The organism is Burkholderia sp. BE17 (assembly GCF_009362305.1).
GTDB classification, from domain to species: Bacteria; Pseudomonadota; Gammaproteobacteria; order Burkholderiales; family Burkholderiaceae; genus Burkholderia; species Burkholderia pyrrocinia_C.
Genome location: NZ_WHNU01000026.1, coordinates 91,998 through 110,461, shown reverse-complemented (window position 1 = coordinate 110,461; position 18,464 = coordinate 91,998). Strand labels below are relative to the sequence as shown.

General features: G+C 68.8%; 13 protein-coding genes. 8 read left to right on the top strand and 5 right to left on the bottom strand.

What is annotated here, in order from left to right; translation table 11 throughout:
* Positions 1-261: 261 nt before the first annotated feature.
* The 6 genes from GD429_RS22640 to GD429_RS22615 all read left to right on the top strand — a co-directional run bounded on the left by GD429_RS22640 (position 262) and on the right by GD429_RS22615 (position 8,477).
* Positions 262-1,542, top strand: coding sequence for a c-type cytochrome (locus tag GD429_RS22640; RefSeq protein WP_152860072.1), 1,281 nt, complete (start codon positions 262-264; stop codon positions 1,540-1,542).
* Positions 1,539-2,039, top strand: a complete 501-nt coding sequence (locus tag GD429_RS22635; RefSeq protein ID WP_152860070.1) for a (2Fe-2S)-binding protein — start codon at positions 1,539-1,541, stop codon at positions 2,037-2,039. Before GD429_RS22640 ends, GD429_RS22635 begins: the two co-directional genes overlap by 4 nt.
* Positions 2,039-4,300: a xanthine dehydrogenase family protein molybdopterin-binding subunit gene (locus tag GD429_RS22630; protein WP_152860068.1), complete on the top strand. Its 2,262-nt coding sequence runs from the start codon at positions 2,039-2,041 to the stop codon at positions 4,298-4,300. The genes GD429_RS22635 and GD429_RS22630 overlap by 1 nt, the downstream gene beginning before the upstream one ends.
* 70 nt (positions 4,301-4,370) lie before the next feature.
* Positions 4,371-5,288 carry a LysR family transcriptional regulator gene (locus GD429_RS22625; RefSeq protein WP_152860066.1) on the top strand — a complete coding sequence of 306 codons (918 nt, stop codon included), beginning with the start codon at positions 4,371-4,373 and terminating at the stop codon, positions 5,286-5,288.
* Positions 5,289-5,965: 677 nt separating this feature from the next.
* Positions 5,966-7,183: an MFS transporter gene (locus GD429_RS22620; RefSeq protein ID WP_152860064.1), complete on the top strand. Its 1,218-nt coding sequence runs from the start codon at positions 5,966-5,968 to the stop codon at positions 7,181-7,183.
* A 181-nt stretch (positions 7,184-7,364) separates the two neighbouring features.
* Entirely contained in the window at positions 7,365-8,477 is a 1,113-nt protein-coding gene (locus tag GD429_RS22615) for an alkene reductase (RefSeq protein ID WP_152860062.1), read from the top strand.
* A 78-nt stretch (positions 8,478-8,555) separates the two neighbouring features.
* Here GD429_RS22615 and GD429_RS22610 read toward each other — a convergent pair whose 3' ends face one another.
* From GD429_RS22610 to GD429_RS22600, 3 genes are all read right to left on the bottom strand, one after another.
* The gene (locus tag GD429_RS22610) at positions 8,556-9,227 is read right to left on the bottom strand and encodes a phosphohydrolase (protein ID WP_152860060.1); all 672 of its coding nucleotides are present in this window, start codon (positions 9,225-9,227) and stop codon (positions 8,556-8,558) included.
* Positions 9,228-9,322: 95 nt separating this feature from the next.
* On the bottom strand, positions 9,323-11,209 hold the full coding sequence (locus GD429_RS22605) for an amidohydrolase (protein WP_152860058.1): 1,887 nt from the start codon (positions 11,207-11,209) through the stop codon (positions 9,323-9,325).
* Between the two features lie 156 nt (positions 11,210-11,365).
* On the bottom strand, positions 11,366-14,260 hold the full coding sequence (locus GD429_RS22600; protein ID WP_152860056.1) for an ATP-binding protein: 2,895 nt from the start codon (positions 14,258-14,260) through the stop codon (positions 11,366-11,368).
* A gap of 403 nt (positions 14,261-14,663) precedes the next feature.
* Here GD429_RS22600 and GD429_RS22595 point away from each other — a divergent pair, with 403 nt between their 5' ends.
* Positions 14,664-15,569 carry a helix-turn-helix domain-containing protein gene (locus tag GD429_RS22595; RefSeq protein ID WP_152860054.1) on the top strand — a complete coding sequence of 302 codons (906 nt, stop codon included), beginning with the start codon at positions 14,664-14,666 and terminating at the stop codon, positions 15,567-15,569.
* 28 nt (positions 15,570-15,597) lie between these two features.
* Here GD429_RS22595 and GD429_RS22590 read toward each other — a convergent pair whose 3' ends face one another.
* Complete coding sequence (locus GD429_RS22590; protein WP_152860107.1) at positions 15,598-16,539, bottom strand: MBL fold metallo-hydrolase; 942 nt, start codon at positions 16,537-16,539, stop codon at positions 15,598-15,600.
* A gap of 220 nt (positions 16,540-16,759) precedes the next feature.
* Complete coding sequence (locus GD429_RS22585) at positions 16,760-17,410, bottom strand: DsbA family oxidoreductase (protein WP_152860052.1); 651 nt, start codon at positions 17,408-17,410, stop codon at positions 16,760-16,762.
* Positions 17,411-17,542: 132 nt separating this feature from the next.
* Between GD429_RS22585 and GD429_RS22580 the strand changes: the two genes are divergently transcribed.
* Complete coding sequence (locus GD429_RS22580; RefSeq protein ID WP_152860050.1) at positions 17,543-18,448, top strand: LysR family transcriptional regulator; 906 nt, start codon at positions 17,543-17,545, stop codon at positions 18,446-18,448.
* Positions 18,449-18,464 lie beyond the last annotated feature (16 nt).

Here is an 18,464-nt window from a genome sequence, read left to right as displayed (position 1 = left end):
GATTTCCGCCGCGAATCGCTGTCGCCGGACAGGTTTGTCATCGCCGAATCTATCGGCGATGCTGCGCCGCCATCCGGCGGCGCCGACCGGAACGTCCGTCGCGAGCACGCGCAAGCCGGGCCACGCTCGTGGGCCAGCCTGTCGCGACAACCGGATCCGTGCTGCCGCGCGCGATCGTCATGCGGACGTGCGCGGCCGACGCGCCGTCTATTGTCCCGCCTGTCGAATGACGCCGGACGAACCGGTTCGCGTGGAGCGCGCATGAAGCACAAGCGAATCTGGTTGGGTGCCGCAGGCGTCGCCATCGCCGGCCTCGCGGTCGCGATCGGCATCATGGTTCGGCCGTCGATCGCGCCGATCGATCCGCCTGCCCGCGCATCGTTCGATCCGCAACTGATCAAGGCCGGCGCGCGTGTGGTCGCGCTCGGCGATTGCGTCGTCTGCCACACGGCGAAGGACGGCAAGCCGTTCGCGGGCGGGCTGCCGCTCGCGACGCCGTTCGGCACGATCTACGCGACCAACATCACACCGGATGCCGACACCGGCATCGGCCGCTGGTCGCGTGACGCGTTCGCGCGCGCGCTGCGCAGCGGCATCGCCCGCGACGGCCATCCGCTCTACCCGGCCTTTCCGTACATTCACTTCACGCGGATGTCCGACGACGACATTGCGGCCGCGTACGCTTACCTGATGACCCGCGAGCCGGTTCAAACGAAGACGCCGGCGAACGACCTGATCTTCCCGCTCAACTTCCGGCCACTGGTCGCGTTCTGGAACGTGCTGTTCCTGCGCGAGGGCGCGTACCGGCCGGACCCGTCGCAATCCGCGCAATGGAATCGCGGCAAGCTGCTGGTCGACGGCCTCGGACACTGCGCGTCCTGCCATTCGCCGCTGAATGCGATCGGTGGCGAGGAAGCGGGCAAGGCATTCGACGGCGGCATCGTCGACGGCTGGGAAGCACCGCCGCTCAATAGGCTCGGCAATGCGGCGCGGCCGTGGACGCAGGCGCAACTGGTCACGTACCTGCGCACCGGCCGCGCGAGCGAGCACGGCGCGGCCGCCGGGCCGATGCTGCCCGTCACGCGCGATCTCGCGACGGTGCCGGTCGAGGATGTCGAGGCCATCGCGGCCTACATCCTGTCGATCCAGAAGCCGGCCGCCGCACAGCCCGCGACGACCGCCGCCGAACGCCATGCGACGACGCCCGCCGGCCAGCGCGGCGCGGTGCTGTTCCAGGCGTCGTGCGCGCAGTGCCACGGGCCGGCATCGCCGATGCAGTCGATCGGCGAGCGGCCGACGCTCGCGTTCAGCACGGCGGTCGCCGCCGACACGCCGCGCAATGCGATCCAGATGATGTTCAACGGGATCGGCTGGCATGGCGAGGACACGCTGAACTACATGCCGTCTTACCTCGACCAGTACGACGACGCGCAGATCGCGGATCTCGCCGCATACATCCGCGAAACGTACACCGATCGCCCCGCATGGAGCGGCATCGACACCCTGGCCGCGAAGCTCAGAAAGGAGGACAGCGCGCGATGATCACCCTCACCGTGAATGGCGTGCGGCACACGCTCGACATCGATCCGTCCACGCCGCTCCTTTACGCGCTGCGCAACGACCTGCACCTGCACGGCGCGAAGTTCGGCTGCGGCCTCGGGCAATGCGGCGCGTGCACCGTGATCGTCGACGACAAGCCGATGTTCTCGTGCCTGATTCCGGTTGCCGCGGTCGGCGAGCGCCGCGTCAGGACCCTCGAGAGCCTCGGCACCGCCGAGCATCCGGGCAAGCTCCAGCAAGCGTTCATCGAGCATCAGGCGGCGCAGTGCGGTTATTGCATCGCGGGCATGATCATGCGCGCGCAGGCGCTGCTCGAACGCAAACCGAAACCGACCGAACAGGAGCTGCGCACGCACATGGAACCGAATCTGTGCCGTTGCGGCACCCACATGCGGATCCTGGCGGCCGTGCGCCAGGTCGCGGGCCTGCCGGACCCGGAACCGGCTGCCGCTCCGGTCATGATCAGCAAGGGCCTCTGATGAACGCACCCGACGACATCGACGAAGGCCGCCGGCACTTCATGGTTTCCGGCGCGCTGTTCGTCGCGTTCAGCCTCGCACCGGCCGCGCGCGCCGCCGCCGAGGTCGTGATCGCGGACGAAGGCGCCGCCGTCCACGTGGCCAAGGCCACCGAAACGCTGGCCGGCAGCCTGAAGACCAATCCGCTGCTGGACGCGTGGATCAAGATCACGCCCGACGGCAAGGTCACCGTGTTCACGGGCAAGGTCGAGCTCGGCACCGGTGTGCGCACCGCGTTGCTGCAGGTGGCCGCCGAAGAGCTGAACATGAAGCCCTCGCTGATCACGTTCCTGACCGCCGACACCGGCGCGTCGCCGGACGAGGGATTGACCGCCGGCAGCCACACGATGGCGGACAGCGGCTCCGCGTTGCTGAACGCCGCCGCGCAGGTGCGCGGGCTGCTGGTCGACGGCGCGGCGAAGCAGTTCGGCGTCGAGGCGCGCCTGCTCACCGTCGCCGACGCGGTCATCAAGGCGCCGGACGGCCGCACGATGCGCTACGGCGACGCGGTCCGCACCGTCGACCTGCATCGCAACGCGACGCCGACGTCGCCGTTGAAGAGTCCGGCCACGTTCGCCGTGATCGGCACGTCGCTGCCGCGCGTCGACATTCCGAACAAGGTCACGGGCGGCGTCAGCTACGTGCAGGACATGACGTTGCCCGGCATGCTGCATGCGCGCGTCGTGATGCCGCCGGTGTACGACGCGAAGCTGCTGTCGTTCGACGAAGCCGCGATCCTGAAGATGCCGGGCGTCGTGCGGATCGTGCGCAACGGCAGCATGCTCGCGGTGGTCGCACAGGGCGAATGGCAGGCGGTCGTCGCGCAGCGCGCACTGGCCGCCGGCTGCCGCTGGTCGCCCGGCCGGGCGCTGCCCGATCGCGCGACGGTTCATCAGGACCTGAAGCGGATCGCGACGCAGCGCATCGAGATCGCCAATACGCATGCGCAAACCGCGCCCGCGACGAAAACGCTGTCCGCCACGTTCCTGAAGAACTACCTGCTGCACGGCTCGATCGGGCCGTCCTGCTCGGTCGCGCATCTCGAGAACGGCACGCTGACCGTGTGGACCCACTCGCAAGGCGTCTACCCGCTGCGCGACGCGCTCGCCGAGATGCTGTCGATGCCGAAGGCGAGCGTGCGCTGCATTCACACCGAGGGCTCCGGCTGCTACGGCCACAACGGCGCGGACGACGTGGCCGCGCATGCGGCGCTGGTCGCGGCAGCGATGCCCGGCAAGCCGATCCGCGTCCAGTGGATGCGCGAGCAGGAACATACGTGGGACCACTTCACGCCGGCGATGGTCACCGAGCTCAGCGCGTCGCTCGACGCGAGCGGCCGCATCGTCGACTGGAACTACGCGCTGTGGAGCAGTTCGCACAACGAGCGGATCGTCAACGCCGGCCGGCTGCTGCCCGCGCGCATGCTCGAGCCGCCGTTCGTGCCCGCGCCGTCGACGCCGATGCTGCAGCCCGAGGGCGGCGGCGATCGCAACGCGATCCCGCTGTATGCGCTGCCGAACATGCACATCGTCAACAACTTCTCGCCGACGATGCCGCTGCAGACGTCGGCGATGCGCTCGCTCGGCGCACACACGAACGTCTGGGCGATCGAAAGCTTCATGGACGAGCTCGCGCACGCGGCCGGCGTCGATCCCGTCGAATTCCGGCTGCGTCACATGCAGGATCACCGCGCGAGCCAGGTGATCAAGCTCGCCGCGACGAAATTCGGCTGGCCGCGGCCGCCGCGCGAACGCAACCGCGGCGTCGGCTTCGCCTTCGGCAAATACAAGAACCTGATGGCCTACGTCGCGATCGCGGTCGAGGTGTCGGTCGTGCCGGAAACCGGCCAGGTGACGCTCGAACGTGCGGAAGCGGCCGTCGACGCGGGCCAGATCGTGTCGCCGGACGGCATTCGCAACCAGATCGAGGGCGGTATCATCCAGTCTGCGAGCTGGACGCTGTACGAGGCGCTGAAATACGATACGCAGCGCATCCGCAGCTTCGACTGGAGCAGCTATCCGATCCTGCGCTTCTCGGCCGCGCCGCAAAGCGTGAAGGTTCACCTGATCAATCGTCCCGGCGCGCCGTTCCTCGGCGCGGCCGAGGCGTCGATGGGACCGACCGCCGGCGCGCTCGCCAACGCGATCTTCGACGCGACCGGCCAGCGCATGCGCGAAATGCCGTTTGCCGGCGACGCGCTCAGGAAACGCATCGACGCATAGCGGCATCACACGACACATCGCGCCGGCATGAACCGGCGCGGGCAACGAACAGGCCGGAGATTTCGGAACGATGGATACCTTGCTTTCAATGCGCGTGTTTACGCGCATCGTCGAGACAGGCAGCTTCACGCGCGCGTCCGACACGACCGGCCTGACGACGCCGCGCGTGTCCGCGCTGCTGAGCGCGCTCGAACAGCATCTCGGCTGCCGGCTGCTGAACCGCACCACGCGCCGGATCTCGCTCACCGAGGATGGGCAGGCGTACTACGAACGCTCGGTCGCGGTGCTGCGCGAGATCGACGACATGGAGGCATCGGTATCGCAAGCGCGCAATGTGCCGCGCGGCCGGCTGAAAGTGAACCTGCCGCCGGCCATGGCGAAACAGATCATGGTGCCCGCGCTGCCCGAATTTCTTGCCGCCCATCCGGGCATCATGGTCGAGCTCGGCGTGACCGATCGCCAGATCGATCTCGTCGGCGAGGGTGTCGATTGCGTCGTGCGCATCGGCGCGCTCGATGATTCGGGGTTGGTCGCGAAACGGATCGGCAGCCTGACCACCTGCACGTGCGCGGCCCCCGCGTATCTCGAACGATGCGGCGCACCCGAAACGGTGGACGATCTCGCGCAGCACATCGCGGTCAGCCACATCTCGGCCGATACGGGCCGCCCGCGCCCGTGGGACTACGTCGTCGACGGCGAAACACGCATCGTGCAGATGTGCGGCACGGTCGCGGTCAACGACGCCGACACCTACATCGCGTGCGGCGTCGCGGGGATCGGCCTGATCAAGACCTCGCTGTACCTGGTCGAGCCGTATCTGCAATCGGGGCGCCTGCGCGAGGTGCTGACCGATTTCAACCCGCCGCCCCGGCCGATCTCGATCCTGTATCCGCCCAATCGACATACGCCCGTCAAGCTCAAGGTCTTCGTCGACTGGCTCGCGGGGCTGTTCGCGGAAATTCCGACGCTGCAGGGCAAGCGCTGTTGACACCCTTCGTTGAAGCCCGCTGTTGAAGCCCGCTTTTGAATCCGATCGTCCTCGCCATCGCGCGCGCCGCATGAATCATGTGATTTAAGCCGGCGTTCAGGACTATTCAGCGCTGTCGATCCAGACTGACCTCATCGGGCTTCGCGATCCGCGATATCCGCGCCGGAGGCCCGTTTCGAGAGGCGCATCATGAAGATCGCGACCGCCGCGCCGTCCGTCCAGGCCGTCTTCGAAGTCCTCGGCCCCCGCGTTGCCGGCGGCCGCATTCGCGCTCGCCGGCAACGCGGCCTGCACGCCGCGGGCCCCTATCGCATCCGACATACCGAAACCCCTCGCCGACACGGTCACCCTCGCGCAGGCGCTGCCGCCCGGCGCGCACGACGTCGCGTCGCGAACCGCATCGCGGGCGGCCACGCGCCGTGTCGCGTCGGCCGCCTTCGCCGACGCCGGCATGCGGTTCGCGACCGATCCCGGCCTCGGCGCTCGCGCATGAACCCGCGCCCGGCCCGCCCCCTTTGCGTGGCACGCAATGCTCGATTGCGCCCCGGACGTATTCCCTTGTTATCGATCGATCAATAATCTTGACGGCAATGCGGCGGCTTCCGTTTCGCCGCGACGGCAATCAAAACGCCCGCCCGACGCACGGGCCCCCGACATCTCTTTCCAAGGAGTCGACCATGTCAGCAGAAACCACCCCGCTCGCGCCCCACGGGCACGCGGCCAAGCTCACGCAGGGCCTCATCCTGCTGTTCGCATTCAGTTGCGGCGCGATCGTCGCCAACCTGTACTACGCGCAGCCGATCACCGAACTCATCGCGCCGAGCCTGCACATGTCCGGCGAAACCGCGAGCCTGATCGTGTCGCTGACGCAGATCGGCTACGCGCTCGGCCTGTTCTTCATCGTGCCGCTCGGCGACCTGCTCGAGAACCGCAAGCTGATGATCGTCACGGCCGTCGTGTCGATCGCGAGCCTCGCGGCGGCCGCGGTCGTCCAGACACCCGGGCTGTTCCTCGCGATCTCGTTGCTGGTCGGCTTCAGCTCGGTTGCCGTGCAGATCCTGGTGCCGCTCGCCGCGCACCTCGCGCCGGATCATTCGCGCGGCCGCGTGGTCGGCACGATCATGAGCGGGCTGCTGCTCGGCATCCTGCTCGCGCGCCCGCTGTCGAGCGTGGTGGCCGACGCATTCGGCTGGCGCTTCGTGTTCGCGGCCGCCGCTGTGCTGATGACGCTCGTGACGGCCGTGCTCGCGCTGACGATCCCGTCGCGCCAGCCCGATCACCGTGCGACCTATTTCGAGCTGATCGGCTCGCTGCTGCACCTGGTTCGCACGATGCCGGTGCTGCGCCATCGCGCGTTCTACCAGGGCCTGATGTTCGCGTCGTTCAGCCTGTTCTGGACCGCCGTGCCGGTCGAGCTGACGCGTCACTACGGGCTGTCGCAATCGGCCATCGGCCTGTTCGCGCTCGTCGGTGCGATCGGCGCGACGTCGGCACCGGTCGCGGGCCGCCTCGCGGATGCCGGCCATACCGTGCGGGCGACGCTGATCGCGCTGGTCGCCGGCACGCTGTCGTACGCGGTTGCGCTGATCCACGGCGCCGGCCTGTATGGCCTGGTCGTCACGGGCATCGTGCTCGATTTCGCGGTGCAGATGAACATGGTGCTCGGCCAGCGCGAGATCTACGCGCTGCACGCGGCAAGCCGCAACCGCCTGAACGCGCTGTACATGACGAGCATCTTCGTCGGCGGCGCCATCGGCTCCGCGCTCGCGAGCCCGCTGTACGAGCATGGCGGCTGGCCGCTCGTCGCCGCGGTCGCCGGCGCGTTCCCGATCGTTGCACTCGCGCACTACCTCGTGATCGGGCGTCCGCACGCGGAACGCCACGCACGGACCTGAACCGGCGCCGGCACCGGTTCACGCGCGAATCCCGCCCGGGCCGTTCGCGCGCCGGAACGCTGCCGGCACGTCACCCGCGTCACTCCCGAACTTTCCGCAGGGCCCGCCGTTGTGCCGGTCGCAACCGGACGCTATCGCACGATAAACGGCGCCGCCCTGCTCCACGCAAAAGGAATCCATCATGTCTTCCCTGCTCAGCCACTACGATCTGCGCGGCCTGCCGCTTCCCAACCGTGTCGTGATGGGGCCGATGACGCGTTCGCGCGCGCCGTCGCGCGGCCAGCCGACCGAACTCATGGCCGAGTACTACGCGCAGCGTGCGTCCGCCGGCCTGATCGTGACCGAAGCGACCAACGTCAGCCCGGCCTCCGCGTCGTTCGAACTGACGCCGGGGCTCGTCACCGACGAGCAGGCGGCCGGCTGGAAGCAGATCACGGACGCGGTCCACGCGAACGGCGGCCGCATCTTCGCGCAGCTGTGGCACGGCGGCCGCGTGAGCTCGCTGACGCTGCTCGGCGGCGACGCGCCGCTGTCGCCGTCCGGCGTCAACGACGATCTCGAGCAGTTGCAGGTGTGGGCGCAGTTGCAGAACGGCTATTACACGAAGATTCACGCGACGCCGTCGCGCGCGATGACGACGGACGAAGTCGCCGGCACGGTCGACGAATTCCGCCAGGCGGCCATCCGCGCGATGGCGGCCGGCTTCGACGGCGTCGAGATCCACGCAGCCAACGGCTACCTGCCGCACCAGTTCCTGTCGTCGACGCTGAACCGCCGCGACGACCGTTACGGCGGCTCGGTCGCGAACCGCGCGCGCTTCCTCGAGGAAATCGTCGACGCGGTCGGCGGCGTGATGCCGCTCGCCCGCGTGGGCGTGCGTATCTCGCCGTACGCGAAGTACAACAACGTGCGCGACGCGGATCCGGATGCGACGTATGCGTACGTCGGCCGCATGCTCGACGAAGCCGGCGTCGCCTATCTGCACGCGGCCGACACCAACGGCTGGAGCGGCGAGCCCGACCTGCCGCGCATCGTCGAGAACACGCGCAAGACCTTCGGCGGCACGCTGATCGTCAACGGCGGCATCGCGCCGGATTCCGCGAACACACTGATCGATGCGGGCGACGCCGATCTCGTCGCGTTCGCGCGGGCGTATATCGCGAACCCGGATCTCGTCGAACGCCTCGCGGCGAATGCGCCGCTCGCCGCGCCGAAGCCGGTCGGCTGGTATGGCGGCGACCGCGCGGGATACGTCGACTATGCGCGTCACGACGTGGCCAGCCAGACGGCCTGAGCCCCGCTCCAGCGGCGGCCCGATGCAGTATCGCTCAGGCCGTCGCCAACCTCGGTCGAACCCGTCGTGCGGACCTGCTCACGCGTCGTTCCAGCGCGCGCCCAGCACGCGTCCGCAGAAATTCGGCCGGTGAAAATCCGGATCGGTCCGCTCGAGCACGTCGGCGCTCCACGTGCCGAAGGTCGACGCCGGCCGGTGCGCAACCCCGCGCGCGATCGCGTCGAGGAACGCGGCGCCGAACCCGTCGCCGCGCGGGTAGGCAGTGAGCAGCGCCCGCCGCTCGTCGGCCGAATACGCGTCGAAGCCGGTCGCCATCAGGTCGGTCGATACGGCGGACGCCAGCACGCGCGCGAGCGGCGACACGCGCGCGGCCACACCGGGCGTCGTATGCAATGCGATCGCGTGCCACACGTCGTCGCGCATGCGCTGCGACGTCTGATGGCGCAGCAGGAACGCCTGCGCGGCATCGGCGCTGTCGAGCTCGTAGCGCTCGGTCGAACGGCCGTACGCGGTGCTCAACCCCATGTTCGCGTACATCGCGGCCACGTACAGCGTATCGGCATCGCAGGTCTCGCCGGCACGGCGCGCGGCAAGCGACGCGAGCACGAACACCCGGCTGGCGTGATCGGTGATCACCTGCGGCAGCGACGCGCATGCCGCTTCGGCCGCGTCGATCGCCATCGGCGTCCGGGGAATGCGGACGCCGGCGACTTCGTCATCGCCCGATGCGCACATGTGCGCAGAATTCATCTCGTCTCCTTCTGCCCCGCACCGGGGCGGAAAATTATTCATTTATCGCGCGACACACACGGGAGTAGCCGGCCTGCCCGCCGATCGACGCCATCCTAAAAGGCGACACCGTGCCGACCGAATGCTTCGCACTGCTCGGCGGCCTCCGTGGCGGCCGCATGAAGGCGCTGCGCGAAACGACGCCCGCGAGCGAGCGCGGAACCGGCATCCGTGCCGTCGTCGGCCGCCGCGCGCGGCTGCGCGGACGCGGCCGGGCGACGCCGGCCGACGCCGCCGAATTCGGCCACCGGCGACCATGCGGGGCTGACCGGCAGCGGCGGCGGCGCGAGCGGCGCGAACTCGTCGTCCGCATGCACGACCTTGCCGTCGACGACCGTCAGCACCGACGACAGCGACTTGATCTGCGCGTCGTCGATCGTGAAGTAGTCGCCCGTCAGCACCGCAAAATCCGCATACTGGCCGGGTACCAGCGCGCCCTTGCAGTCGTCCTCGTGCGAGAACCATGCGCTGCCGACCGTGTAGCGGCGCAGCGCTTCCATCCGGCTGAGCCGGTTGCGTTCGGGATAGAGCACCGTGCCGCCGACCGTGCGCCCCGACACCATCCAGTACAGCGACACGAACGGGTTGTAGCTCGCGATGCGCGTTGCATCGGTGCCCGCGCCGACCGGCAGCCCGGCCGCGAGCATTGCGCGGATCGGCGGCGTGCGCGTGGCCGCTTCCGCGCCGTAGCGCGCAATGAAGTACTCGCCCTGGAACGCCATCCGGTGCTGGATCGTCACGCCGCCGCCGAGCGCCGCGATGCGCGCGATGTTCGCATCCGAAATCGTCTCGCAGTGGTCGAAGAACCAGCGCAGCCCGTCGAACGGCACGTCACGGTTCACGGCTTCGAGCACGTTCAGGAAGCGGCCGATCGATTCGTCGTACGTCGCATGCAGCCGGAACGGCCAGCGTTGCCGCACCAGCAGCCGGACCACCGCGGCCAGTTCGACCTCGAGCGCCGCGGGCAGATCGGGGCGCGGTTCGAGAAAATTCCCGAAATCGGCTGCCGAATACACCAGCAGTTCGCCGGCGCCGTTCATCCGCAGGAACGCGTCGCCGTCGCCAGGCTTCGCCAGCGTCACCCAGCGCGCGTAATCGTCGAGTTCCCGGCCGGCATGCTGCACGAACAGGCTGTAGGCGATGCGCACCGTCAGTTCGCCGCGCTGCGCGAGCGCCATGATCGCCGCATAGTCGTCCGGATAGGCCTGGAAATCGCCGCCTGCGTCGATCGCGCTCGTCACGCCGAAGCGGTTCAGCTCGCGCAGGAAGTGCCGCATCGAATTCATCTGGTCGTCGTGGCCGAGCTTCGGGCCCTTCTCGAGCGCCGCATGCAGGATGCCCATGTCCGGACGCGCGATCAGCATGCCGGTCGGCCTGCCGAGGCGATCGCGCTGGATCTCGCCGCCGGGCGGATCGGACGTATCGCGGCCATAGCCGATCGCGCGCAGCGCGGCCGCATTCAGGAGCGCGCTGTCGCCCAGGTGCATGATGAAGACCGGCGTGTCGGGCGCGATCGCGTTGAGTTCGGCCGCCGTCGGCCCGCGCTTTTCCGCGAACTGGAATTCGGTCCAGCCGCCGACGACGCGCACCCACTGCGGCGCAGGCGTGCGCAGCACCTGGCGACGCAGCATGCAGAGCGCATCGGCGAGCGTCGGCACGCCGTCCCAGCGCAGTTCCAGGTTGAAGTTCAGGCCGCCGCGGATCACGTGCAGGTGCGAATCGTTCAGCCCCGGAATCACGGTGCGGCCGTTCAGGTCGATGCGACGCGTGTAGGCGCGCGCATAGCGCATCACCTCGGGCCCGGTGCCGGTCGCGAGGACGCGGCCGTCCCTCACCGCGAGCGCGGTGACGAACGACCGTTTGGCGTCCTGCGTCGCGATCTTGCCGTTATATACGATGAGGTCCGCCGCTTCGGCGGATTCCGTCGCCCTAAGCACCTTCATGCCCCCCGCATGCGCCGCAAGCCGGCATACGGCCACACGCCGCCTGCTGCCGGTTTGACGATACACGGACCATCCACTCTCCCCCTTGAACGTTGAACGATCGGACCGGCCGCGGCGCGATGGCGCGGCGGCGTCCTGCGCGGGCCCCGCGCGCCGTTACGCGACCGACTGCATCGCATCGATCGCCTCGTGCCGCATGCGCGTGCGGCCTGTCGACGGCGTCGTCTCCGGGCGAACGAAGTTCTGCACGCGCGCCAGCCGGCGCACGTCGAACGCGCGCGATTGCGGATCGAAATGCCCCGACAGGTTGGCCACCAGCGACGACGCCTGCGCGGTGCGCCCGCGCTCGATCAGGTGATCGGCGAGATCGAGCGTGCCGCGCAGCGCCCACATCGCGGCCCCCTGCCCGTTCGCGGTATGGATCGCCATCAGCAGATCACGTTGCCCGTCCGTTTCGCAGGCGGCCGCGAGGTCCACGTCGGCGGTGCGGGCCTGTTCGAGCTTCGCCAGCCCCCTGGCGCGCAGCAGTTCGGGCACGAACAGATGCTCGCCGTGCGCGCGGCAGCGCGCGAGCGTCGCGTCGAGCTTCGTGCATGCCTCGGCCGCGCGGCCCGTGCGCGTCAGCCCTTCCGCGTACGCGACGACCAGCGGCGCGAGCATGCGCCGGAAGCCGCTCGCCTCGATGCGCCGCAGCGCGGGCTCGAGCCGCGCGAGCCCGGCGCCGGGATGGCCGGCCTGCATGTCGAACTGTCCGACAAGGCATTCGGCATGGCTACGCCAGATGTCGAACCCGTTCGCATCGGCGGTCGATCGCAGCGTCGCCAGATAGTCGGAAATCGCGTCGTGATCGCCGTAGCGCAACGCAATCGGCACGGCCGCGGCGCCGAGCACGACGCACAATGCCAGCCCCGAACCGCTGCGCCGCGCGCACTCGACCGCCTGCGCCGCGAGTTGCATCGCACATTCCGGATCGCCCTGCATCCACACGAGCCGCGTCAGCATCGTCCGGCCGAGCGTCGCGACGTCGACGCCCAGCGCCGCTTCGGCACAGGGCGGTTCGCCTGCGTCGGCCAGCTCGGCCGTCGCCACCTCCAGCCGCTCGCGCGCCTGCGCATGTTCGCCGAAGTAATGCAGCGAGGTCGCGACCATCGCGGTCGCCAGCAGCCGCTGCGACCGGTCGCCCCGCCGCTCGGCGGCGCGCTCGAAGCGCGTCGCGTAGCGCAACGATTCATGGATGTCGGAGCGCGTCAGCATCGTGTTCCACTGCCCGACCAGCGCGCGCGCGTCGAACGCCTCGTCGCCGATCCGGCCCGCGAGATCGAGCGTCCGGTCCCACATCGCCGCGGCCGTGTGCGTATCGCCGTCGGTATGCAGCAGCGCCGATGCATAGGCCGCGCGCAAACGCATCTCGAGCGCCGCGTCGACGATCGCGGCCCCGTCGGCCTCGATTGCATCGAGCGCTCGCCGCGCCGGTATCGAACATTCACGCATCCGCGCCGGCTCCAGCAGCGCGAGCGCCAGCGCGTCCGCTTCCAGCAGCGCCTGCGGCTCGGCCGCAACGGGCTCGCGCGGCGCCGGCGCGCCCGCGGCGAGCGGTTGGCTCACCAGGTCCGCGGCGGGTGCCTGCGCCGGCATCCGGGCTTCCCCCTGCTCGCGTTCGTAGTGCGCATGACGCTCGGCGATGGCGTCGAATTCGCCCTCGTCGTGCAGCTTCTCGAGCGCGTACGCGCGCGTCGATTCCGTCAACCGGTAGCGCGCCTGCGCGCCGTTGAACTCGACGGTCACCAGCGACTTCGCGACCAATTCGCCGAGCACCGCGATCATCTCGGCAGCCGACATGCCGGAATCCATCGCAACCTCGCGGGCGGCATCGAACGTAAACGGGCCGATGAAGCACGCCATGCGACGAAACAGCGACCGCGCGGCCGCATCCAGCAGCACGTAGCTCCAGTCGAACGTCGCGCGCAGCGTCTGGTGGCGCGGCAGCGCCGAGCGCAGCCCGCCCGTCAGCAGGTTCAGCCTGTCGTCGAGACGCGACGCGACGACCTCGAGCCCGAGCGTCGCGACGCGCGCGGCGGCCAGTTCGATCGCGAGCGGCAGCCCGTCGAGACGCCGGCAGATGTCGCCGATCAGCCTGACGCCGGCCGCGTCGACCGCGCAATCGGGCGTGGCGGCGCGAATCCGCGCCAGAAACAGCTCGACGGCCGAATGGCGCACGATCTCGTCGACGGACGCGCTGCCGTCCGGCACCGCCAGCGGGCTCACGCGAAACACGGCCTCGACCGAGATATGAAGCGGCTCGCGACTCGTCACGAGCACACGCAGCGGCGCGGCGCGCGACGTCAGCGTTTCGACGAGGTCGGCCACCAGGTCGACGACGTGCTCCGCGTTGTCGAGCACGAGCAGGCCGCGCGAAGCGGCGAATGCGTCGCCGATCCGGTCGGCGGCAGGCACGCCGTCCGTCTCGAGCCCCAGTTCGGCGGCAATCGCGAGCAGCACGTCGTCGCGCGTCGCGGCACTTGCCAGCTCCACGAACAGGCCACGCTCGCCGGATCGGCTGCGCAGTTCGTGCGCGACGCGGTTGGCCAGGCTCGTCTTGCCGATGCCGCCCGCGCCGACCAGCGTGACGACCGGCACACGTTCGATCATGTCGACGATCTGCTCGATCTCCGCCTGACGTCCAACCAGCGGAACCGGATGAAAAGCGGCGGCAACCTCGGGCGGACATTCGGCCGCGCGCGGCGCCGCCGAGTGCGCGACCGGCGGCTGCGCAATCAGCAGGTAGCCGCGGCCCGGCACCGTCTTGATCAGGTCGCGGTTCTCGCCCAGCGCCTTGCGCAACGTCGCGACATGGACTTGCAGCCGGTTTTCCTCGACGATCAGGCCCGGCCAGACGGCATCCATGATGTCGTCCTTCGACACGACGGAACCGTTCGCGCGATGCAGTACTTCAAGTATGTCGAGCGCGCGTGCGCCAATACGCAGCGACGTGCCGTGATGGCGAATGTCGCGCTGCTCGAAATCCACCGACAAATGCCCGATCTGGATCATGGCCGCCTCCAGGTTCCCCACGATGACCGCCATGTGAACGCACGGTTCACCGGGGCGGGAGTCCGCACCCGGCCTGCGTTGCAGGCTGGCGCAAAGTCTCAAAAAGTGGGCCGAGTGTAAACGCCGTATAAACAAAAATCTTGAAGGAAAATGCGCTGAAACCTGCGCACCGGCGCGCGACGGAAGCCCGGCGGAGCGAATTCAAACGGGGCAAGATCGGTCGGAACGCAGTGTTCATGCGCCGGTCGGGCCTGGTGCGGCGCGGATCGGCCCGCACGATACATTTCGTCGGCCAGCGGACATTTATTCAAGTTATCCTGGGCCTGTCGGGCGCGCCGTATACCTATACACTGCACGCAACACGGTGCTCGCGCGCCGGCCCCCATCGAAGGATCGTTCCACCATGCAAGCCCCCCTCGTCGCGCCACCGGCGGCGCCGAAAGACACGCTCGGATGCATCTCGACCCTGTTATCCAAGGATATTGAAAGGTCGGTCGGCGGCCTGACGCTGCACCGCAAATGCATGCGCGACGAGCAATTCGAGCGCATCGAGATGGCGGCCAGCGATCGCGGCTTCCTGATCGGCGTGTCGCTCAATGGCGGGCACCGCCGCACGATCTACGGCGGGACCGGCAAATCCGAGCGGCGGTTTCAAAACAACTCGATCTACATTCGCGACTTTTCCCGGAATTTCCGCGCCGACCTGTACGGCAAGTTCGACTTCCTGCTCGTCGAGCTGTCGCGCGGCTACCTCGACCGCCTCGGCCGCGAGCACGACGGATCGGAAATCGGCGGCCTGACCTGCGCGCCCGACGTGCAGGACGCGGTGCTCGGCCATCTCGCGCATGCCGTCGCCAACAGCCTCGATGCGCCGGGCGCGCTGAATACGCTGTTCGTCGAGCAGATGGGGCTCGCGATCGGCACGCATCTCGCATGCCGCTACGGCAATGCGCACGCGCGCGACCTGCAGCGCAAGGGCCTGCTGTCGCCGGCCAAGGCAGCGCTCGCCAAGGAACTGCTGATGGAAAAGGCGAATCTCGGCGTGTCGATCGAGGAAGTGGCCAACGAATGCGATCTGTCGCGCGGCTATTTCATCCGCGCGTTCTCGCGCACGACGGGACGCACGCCGCATCAATGGCTGCTCGAACAGCGCGTGATCCGCGCGCGGCAACTGATCGAGACGACCGACATGACGCTCGCGGAAATCGCGGCCGCCTGCGGCTTCTCGGACCAGAGCCACCTGAACCGCGTGTTCGCGCGCATCGTCGGCCATCCGCCCGGCGTATGGCGACGCGAACTGTCGCGCTGAAGCAGCCGCCACGCGCGCGCCACGCTCGTCATTGAAGCGGCGTCGCGTCGTAATTGACCGGCACCCAGTCGTACTGCTGCCCGTTCCTGCGCAGATGCCCGAGCCCGGGAAACGCGATGTGCGCGGCACCGACCAGATAACGCTTGTCCGCGACGCGCTTCAGCGTATCGCGCCGGGTGCGGCGCGCCGCGTCGGCATCGCTGTCGTACTGGACGGTCGCGTCCGGATCCTGCAACTGGATCGCCGCGACGTGCACGATGTCGCCCCACGCGAGCAGCCCGGCGTCGCCGCTCTCGATCAGATAGGCCGTATGGCCCGGCGTATGGCCGGGCATCGGCACCGCGCGAATGCCGGGAGCAAGCGTCGCTTCGCCGCGAAACGTCTTGAAGCGTCCGGCCGCGACGTACGGCGCGACCGACGCGGCCGCCGCATCGAAAAACGACGCGAGGAACGCTGGCGCCTGCGCCTTGTTGTCCGGACCGAGCCAGTAATTCGCTTCGATCTCGTTCACGCGAACGACCGCATTCGGAAAGGTCATCCTGCCGTTCGACGCAATGCCGCCGACGTGATCCTTGTGCAGGTGCGTGAGCAACACTTCGTCGATCTGCTCCGGCGCATAGCCTGCCGCGCGCAGGTTCGCGAGCAGCTTGCCGCAGCAGTCGCCATACAGCACGCCGGCGCCCGTATCGACGAGAATCCGCTTCGATCCCGTATCGACCAGGAACGCGTTGATCGACCCCTGTACCGGCGGCTCGAGAAACTCGCGATCGAGATCGCGCCGGATTTCGTCCTTCGATACATCGCGGAAGACCGTATCGACCGGAAACGGATGCGTGCCGTCGGACAGCGCGACGATCCGGAGGTCGCCGAGCTTCTGCCGATAGAAGCCGGGGGCCTGGCTCCCGCCGCCCGGCTCATCGGCGAACGCGACCGATGCGAGGATGCCGACGCACCACGCGATGAGCAGCATGCGGCCCGAGCGCGCCGCGCGCGTGCGCCAGTTCGAGTTCTTCATGTCCGTTTCCCGGGTTGCGTATCGACGTTGCGACGTTGCGCGCCGGCTTGCCTGCCCGGCCGGCGTAGATGCACGCGACACCGAGCTTACCGGCCGGATTCGCAATAATCCTGAGCGGAACATGAAACGTTCTGAAGGCCGGGCCTCGGCGGCACCGGTTTGGCCTCAGGCGGCTTCAGGCGGCCGGGTCACGCGTGTGCTGCGCGGCAATCAATGCATCGCGAAACACGGCAGCCGGCTGCGCGCCGCTGACGACCGACTGGCCGATGCGTGTCGACGGCACCGACGCGACGCCTTCGCGCAGCGCCTGCGCTTCGAGCCCGACCACCGCATCGAGCCCTTCGCCGGACGCCAGGAACGCACGCACCGCGTCGCCCGGCAAACCGGCGCCGGCTGCAATCTCGACCAGCACGTCCGCGTCGCCGATATCGCGGCCGTCACGGAAATACGCGGCAAACAGCGCATCGACGAGCGCGGCCGCGCTGCCGCGTTGCTGGGCGAACCAGACGAGCCGATGTGCAAGCCGCGTGTTCGGCGTGCGCGCGATCCGCGCGTGATCGAACACGAGGCCTGCCGCCCGGCCGGCTTCGGCCACATGCGCGTCGAGGGCCTGCGAGCGCGCCCAGCTGCCGAACTTCGCGCTCCGGTATGTCTTGCGGTCGATGCCGCCGGCCGGCATCGTCGGGTTCAGTTCGAACGGCACGAACCGGACGCTCACGTTGCCGGCCAGGCCGGCTTCGTCGAGCGCCTCCGCGAGCCGGTGCTCCGCGATCCAGCACCACGGGCAGATGAGGTCGTAGGTCACCGTTACTTCGAGGGGTTTCATCGCAAGCTCCTTCCTGTACATTGCAGTCCGGAAGATAGCGCGTGCGGGCCGACGATAGAATGCGAACGGCACGCAACGCATCGTTGCGGCGCGCACAAAGGCACAAAGACACGAAGTCACAAAGGCGACGACATGGACAAATTCTCCGCGCTGCGCGCGTTCGTGGAAGTAGCGGAAGCCGGTGGCTTCTCGAGCGCGGGACGGCGCCTCGAACTCGCGGCGTCGTCGGTGGTGCGCGCGGTGGATGCGCTCGAGGCGTCGCTCGGCACCGTGCTGCTGAACCGCACGACGCGACAGGTCACGCTGTCCGATGCCGGTTCCGTGTACTACGCCCGCGCAAAGCGGCTGCTCGAGGAACTCGCGGAAGCCGACGCACTGGTCGCCGATCGCGGCGACGAGCCGTCCGGGCCGCTGCGCGTATCGGTGCCGGTCGCGTACGGCGTGCGCCGCATCGCGCCGCACGTCGCGGCCTTTCTCGCGCGCTATCCGAAGCTCGATCTCGACCTGCAGCTCACCGACGAACGCGTCGATCTCGTCGCCGGCCGGATCGACGTCGCGATCCGGCTCGGCGAAGCGGCGCCGTCCGCGGAAGTCGTCGCGCGGCAGCTCGGCACGTTCCAGCGCTATGTCGTCGCGAGCCACGACTATCTCGATGCGCACGGCACGCCATCGGCGCCGGGCGAGCTGGTCGATCATGGGTGCCTGCGCTTTCACTTCGGCGGCGACCAGCAGGCGTGGACGTTTGCCGATGCACGCGGCACGACGAAAGTGCTCGTCGCCGGGCGACTGAAATCGAATCACAGCGAAGTGTTGCGCGACGCCGTGCTCGACGGCGCCGGCATCGCGCTGCTGCCCGACTGGCTGGTCGATGCCGACGTGCAATCGGGCCGCCTGCGCAGGCTCTTCGAACAGTACGACGTCACGCCCGATGCGGCCCGCTCGGTCGTCACGGCGCTCTACCTGCCGAACCAGCGCGGCTCGAAGCGCGTGACGGCATTCATCGATTTTGTCGAAGCGCTGGCGCGCGCGCAGCACTGAGCCGCGCGGCGCGGCG

Excerpts from the sequence above, each read along its gene's own strand:
- GD429_RS22640 (WP_152860072.1), top strand. The coding sequence starts at position 262 with ATGAAGCACAAGCGAATCTGGTTGGGTGCCGCAGGCGTCGCCATCGCC.
- GD429_RS22635 (WP_152860070.1), top strand. The coding sequence starts at position 1,539 with ATGATCACCCTCACCGTGAATGGCGTGCGGCACACGCTCGACATCGAT.
- GD429_RS22630 (WP_152860068.1), top strand. The coding sequence starts at position 2,039 with ATGAACGCACCCGACGACATCGACGAAGGCCGCCGGCACTTCATGGTT.
- GD429_RS22625 (WP_152860066.1), top strand. The coding sequence starts at position 4,371 with ATGGATACCTTGCTTTCAATGCGCGTGTTTACGCGCATCGTCGAGACA.
- GD429_RS22620 (WP_152860064.1), top strand. The coding sequence starts at position 5,966 with ATGTCAGCAGAAACCACCCCGCTCGCGCCCCACGGGCACGCGGCCAAG.
- GD429_RS22615 (WP_152860062.1), top strand. The coding sequence starts at position 7,365 with ATGTCTTCCCTGCTCAGCCACTACGATCTGCGCGGCCTGCCGCTTCCC.
- GD429_RS22610 (WP_152860060.1), bottom strand. The coding sequence starts at position 9,227 with ATGAATTCTGCGCACATGTGCGCATCGGGCGATGACGAAGTCGCCGGC.
- GD429_RS22605 (WP_152860058.1), bottom strand. The coding sequence starts at position 11,209 with ATGAAGGTGCTTAGGGCGACGGAATCCGCCGAAGCGGCGGACCTCATC.
- GD429_RS22600 (WP_152860056.1), bottom strand. The coding sequence starts at position 14,260 with ATGATCCAGATCGGGCATTTGTCGGTGGATTTCGAGCAGCGCGACATT.
- GD429_RS22595 (WP_152860054.1), top strand. The coding sequence starts at position 14,664 with ATGCAAGCCCCCCTCGTCGCGCCACCGGCGGCGCCGAAAGACACGCTC.
- GD429_RS22590 (WP_152860107.1), bottom strand. The coding sequence starts at position 16,539 with ATGCTGCTCATCGCGTGGTGCGTCGGCATCCTCGCATCGGTCGCGTTC.
- GD429_RS22585 (WP_152860052.1), bottom strand. The coding sequence starts at position 17,410 with ATGAAACCCCTCGAAGTAACGGTGACCTACGACCTCATCTGCCCGTGG.
- GD429_RS22580 (WP_152860050.1), top strand. The coding sequence starts at position 17,543 with ATGGACAAATTCTCCGCGCTGCGCGCGTTCGTGGAAGTAGCGGAAGCC.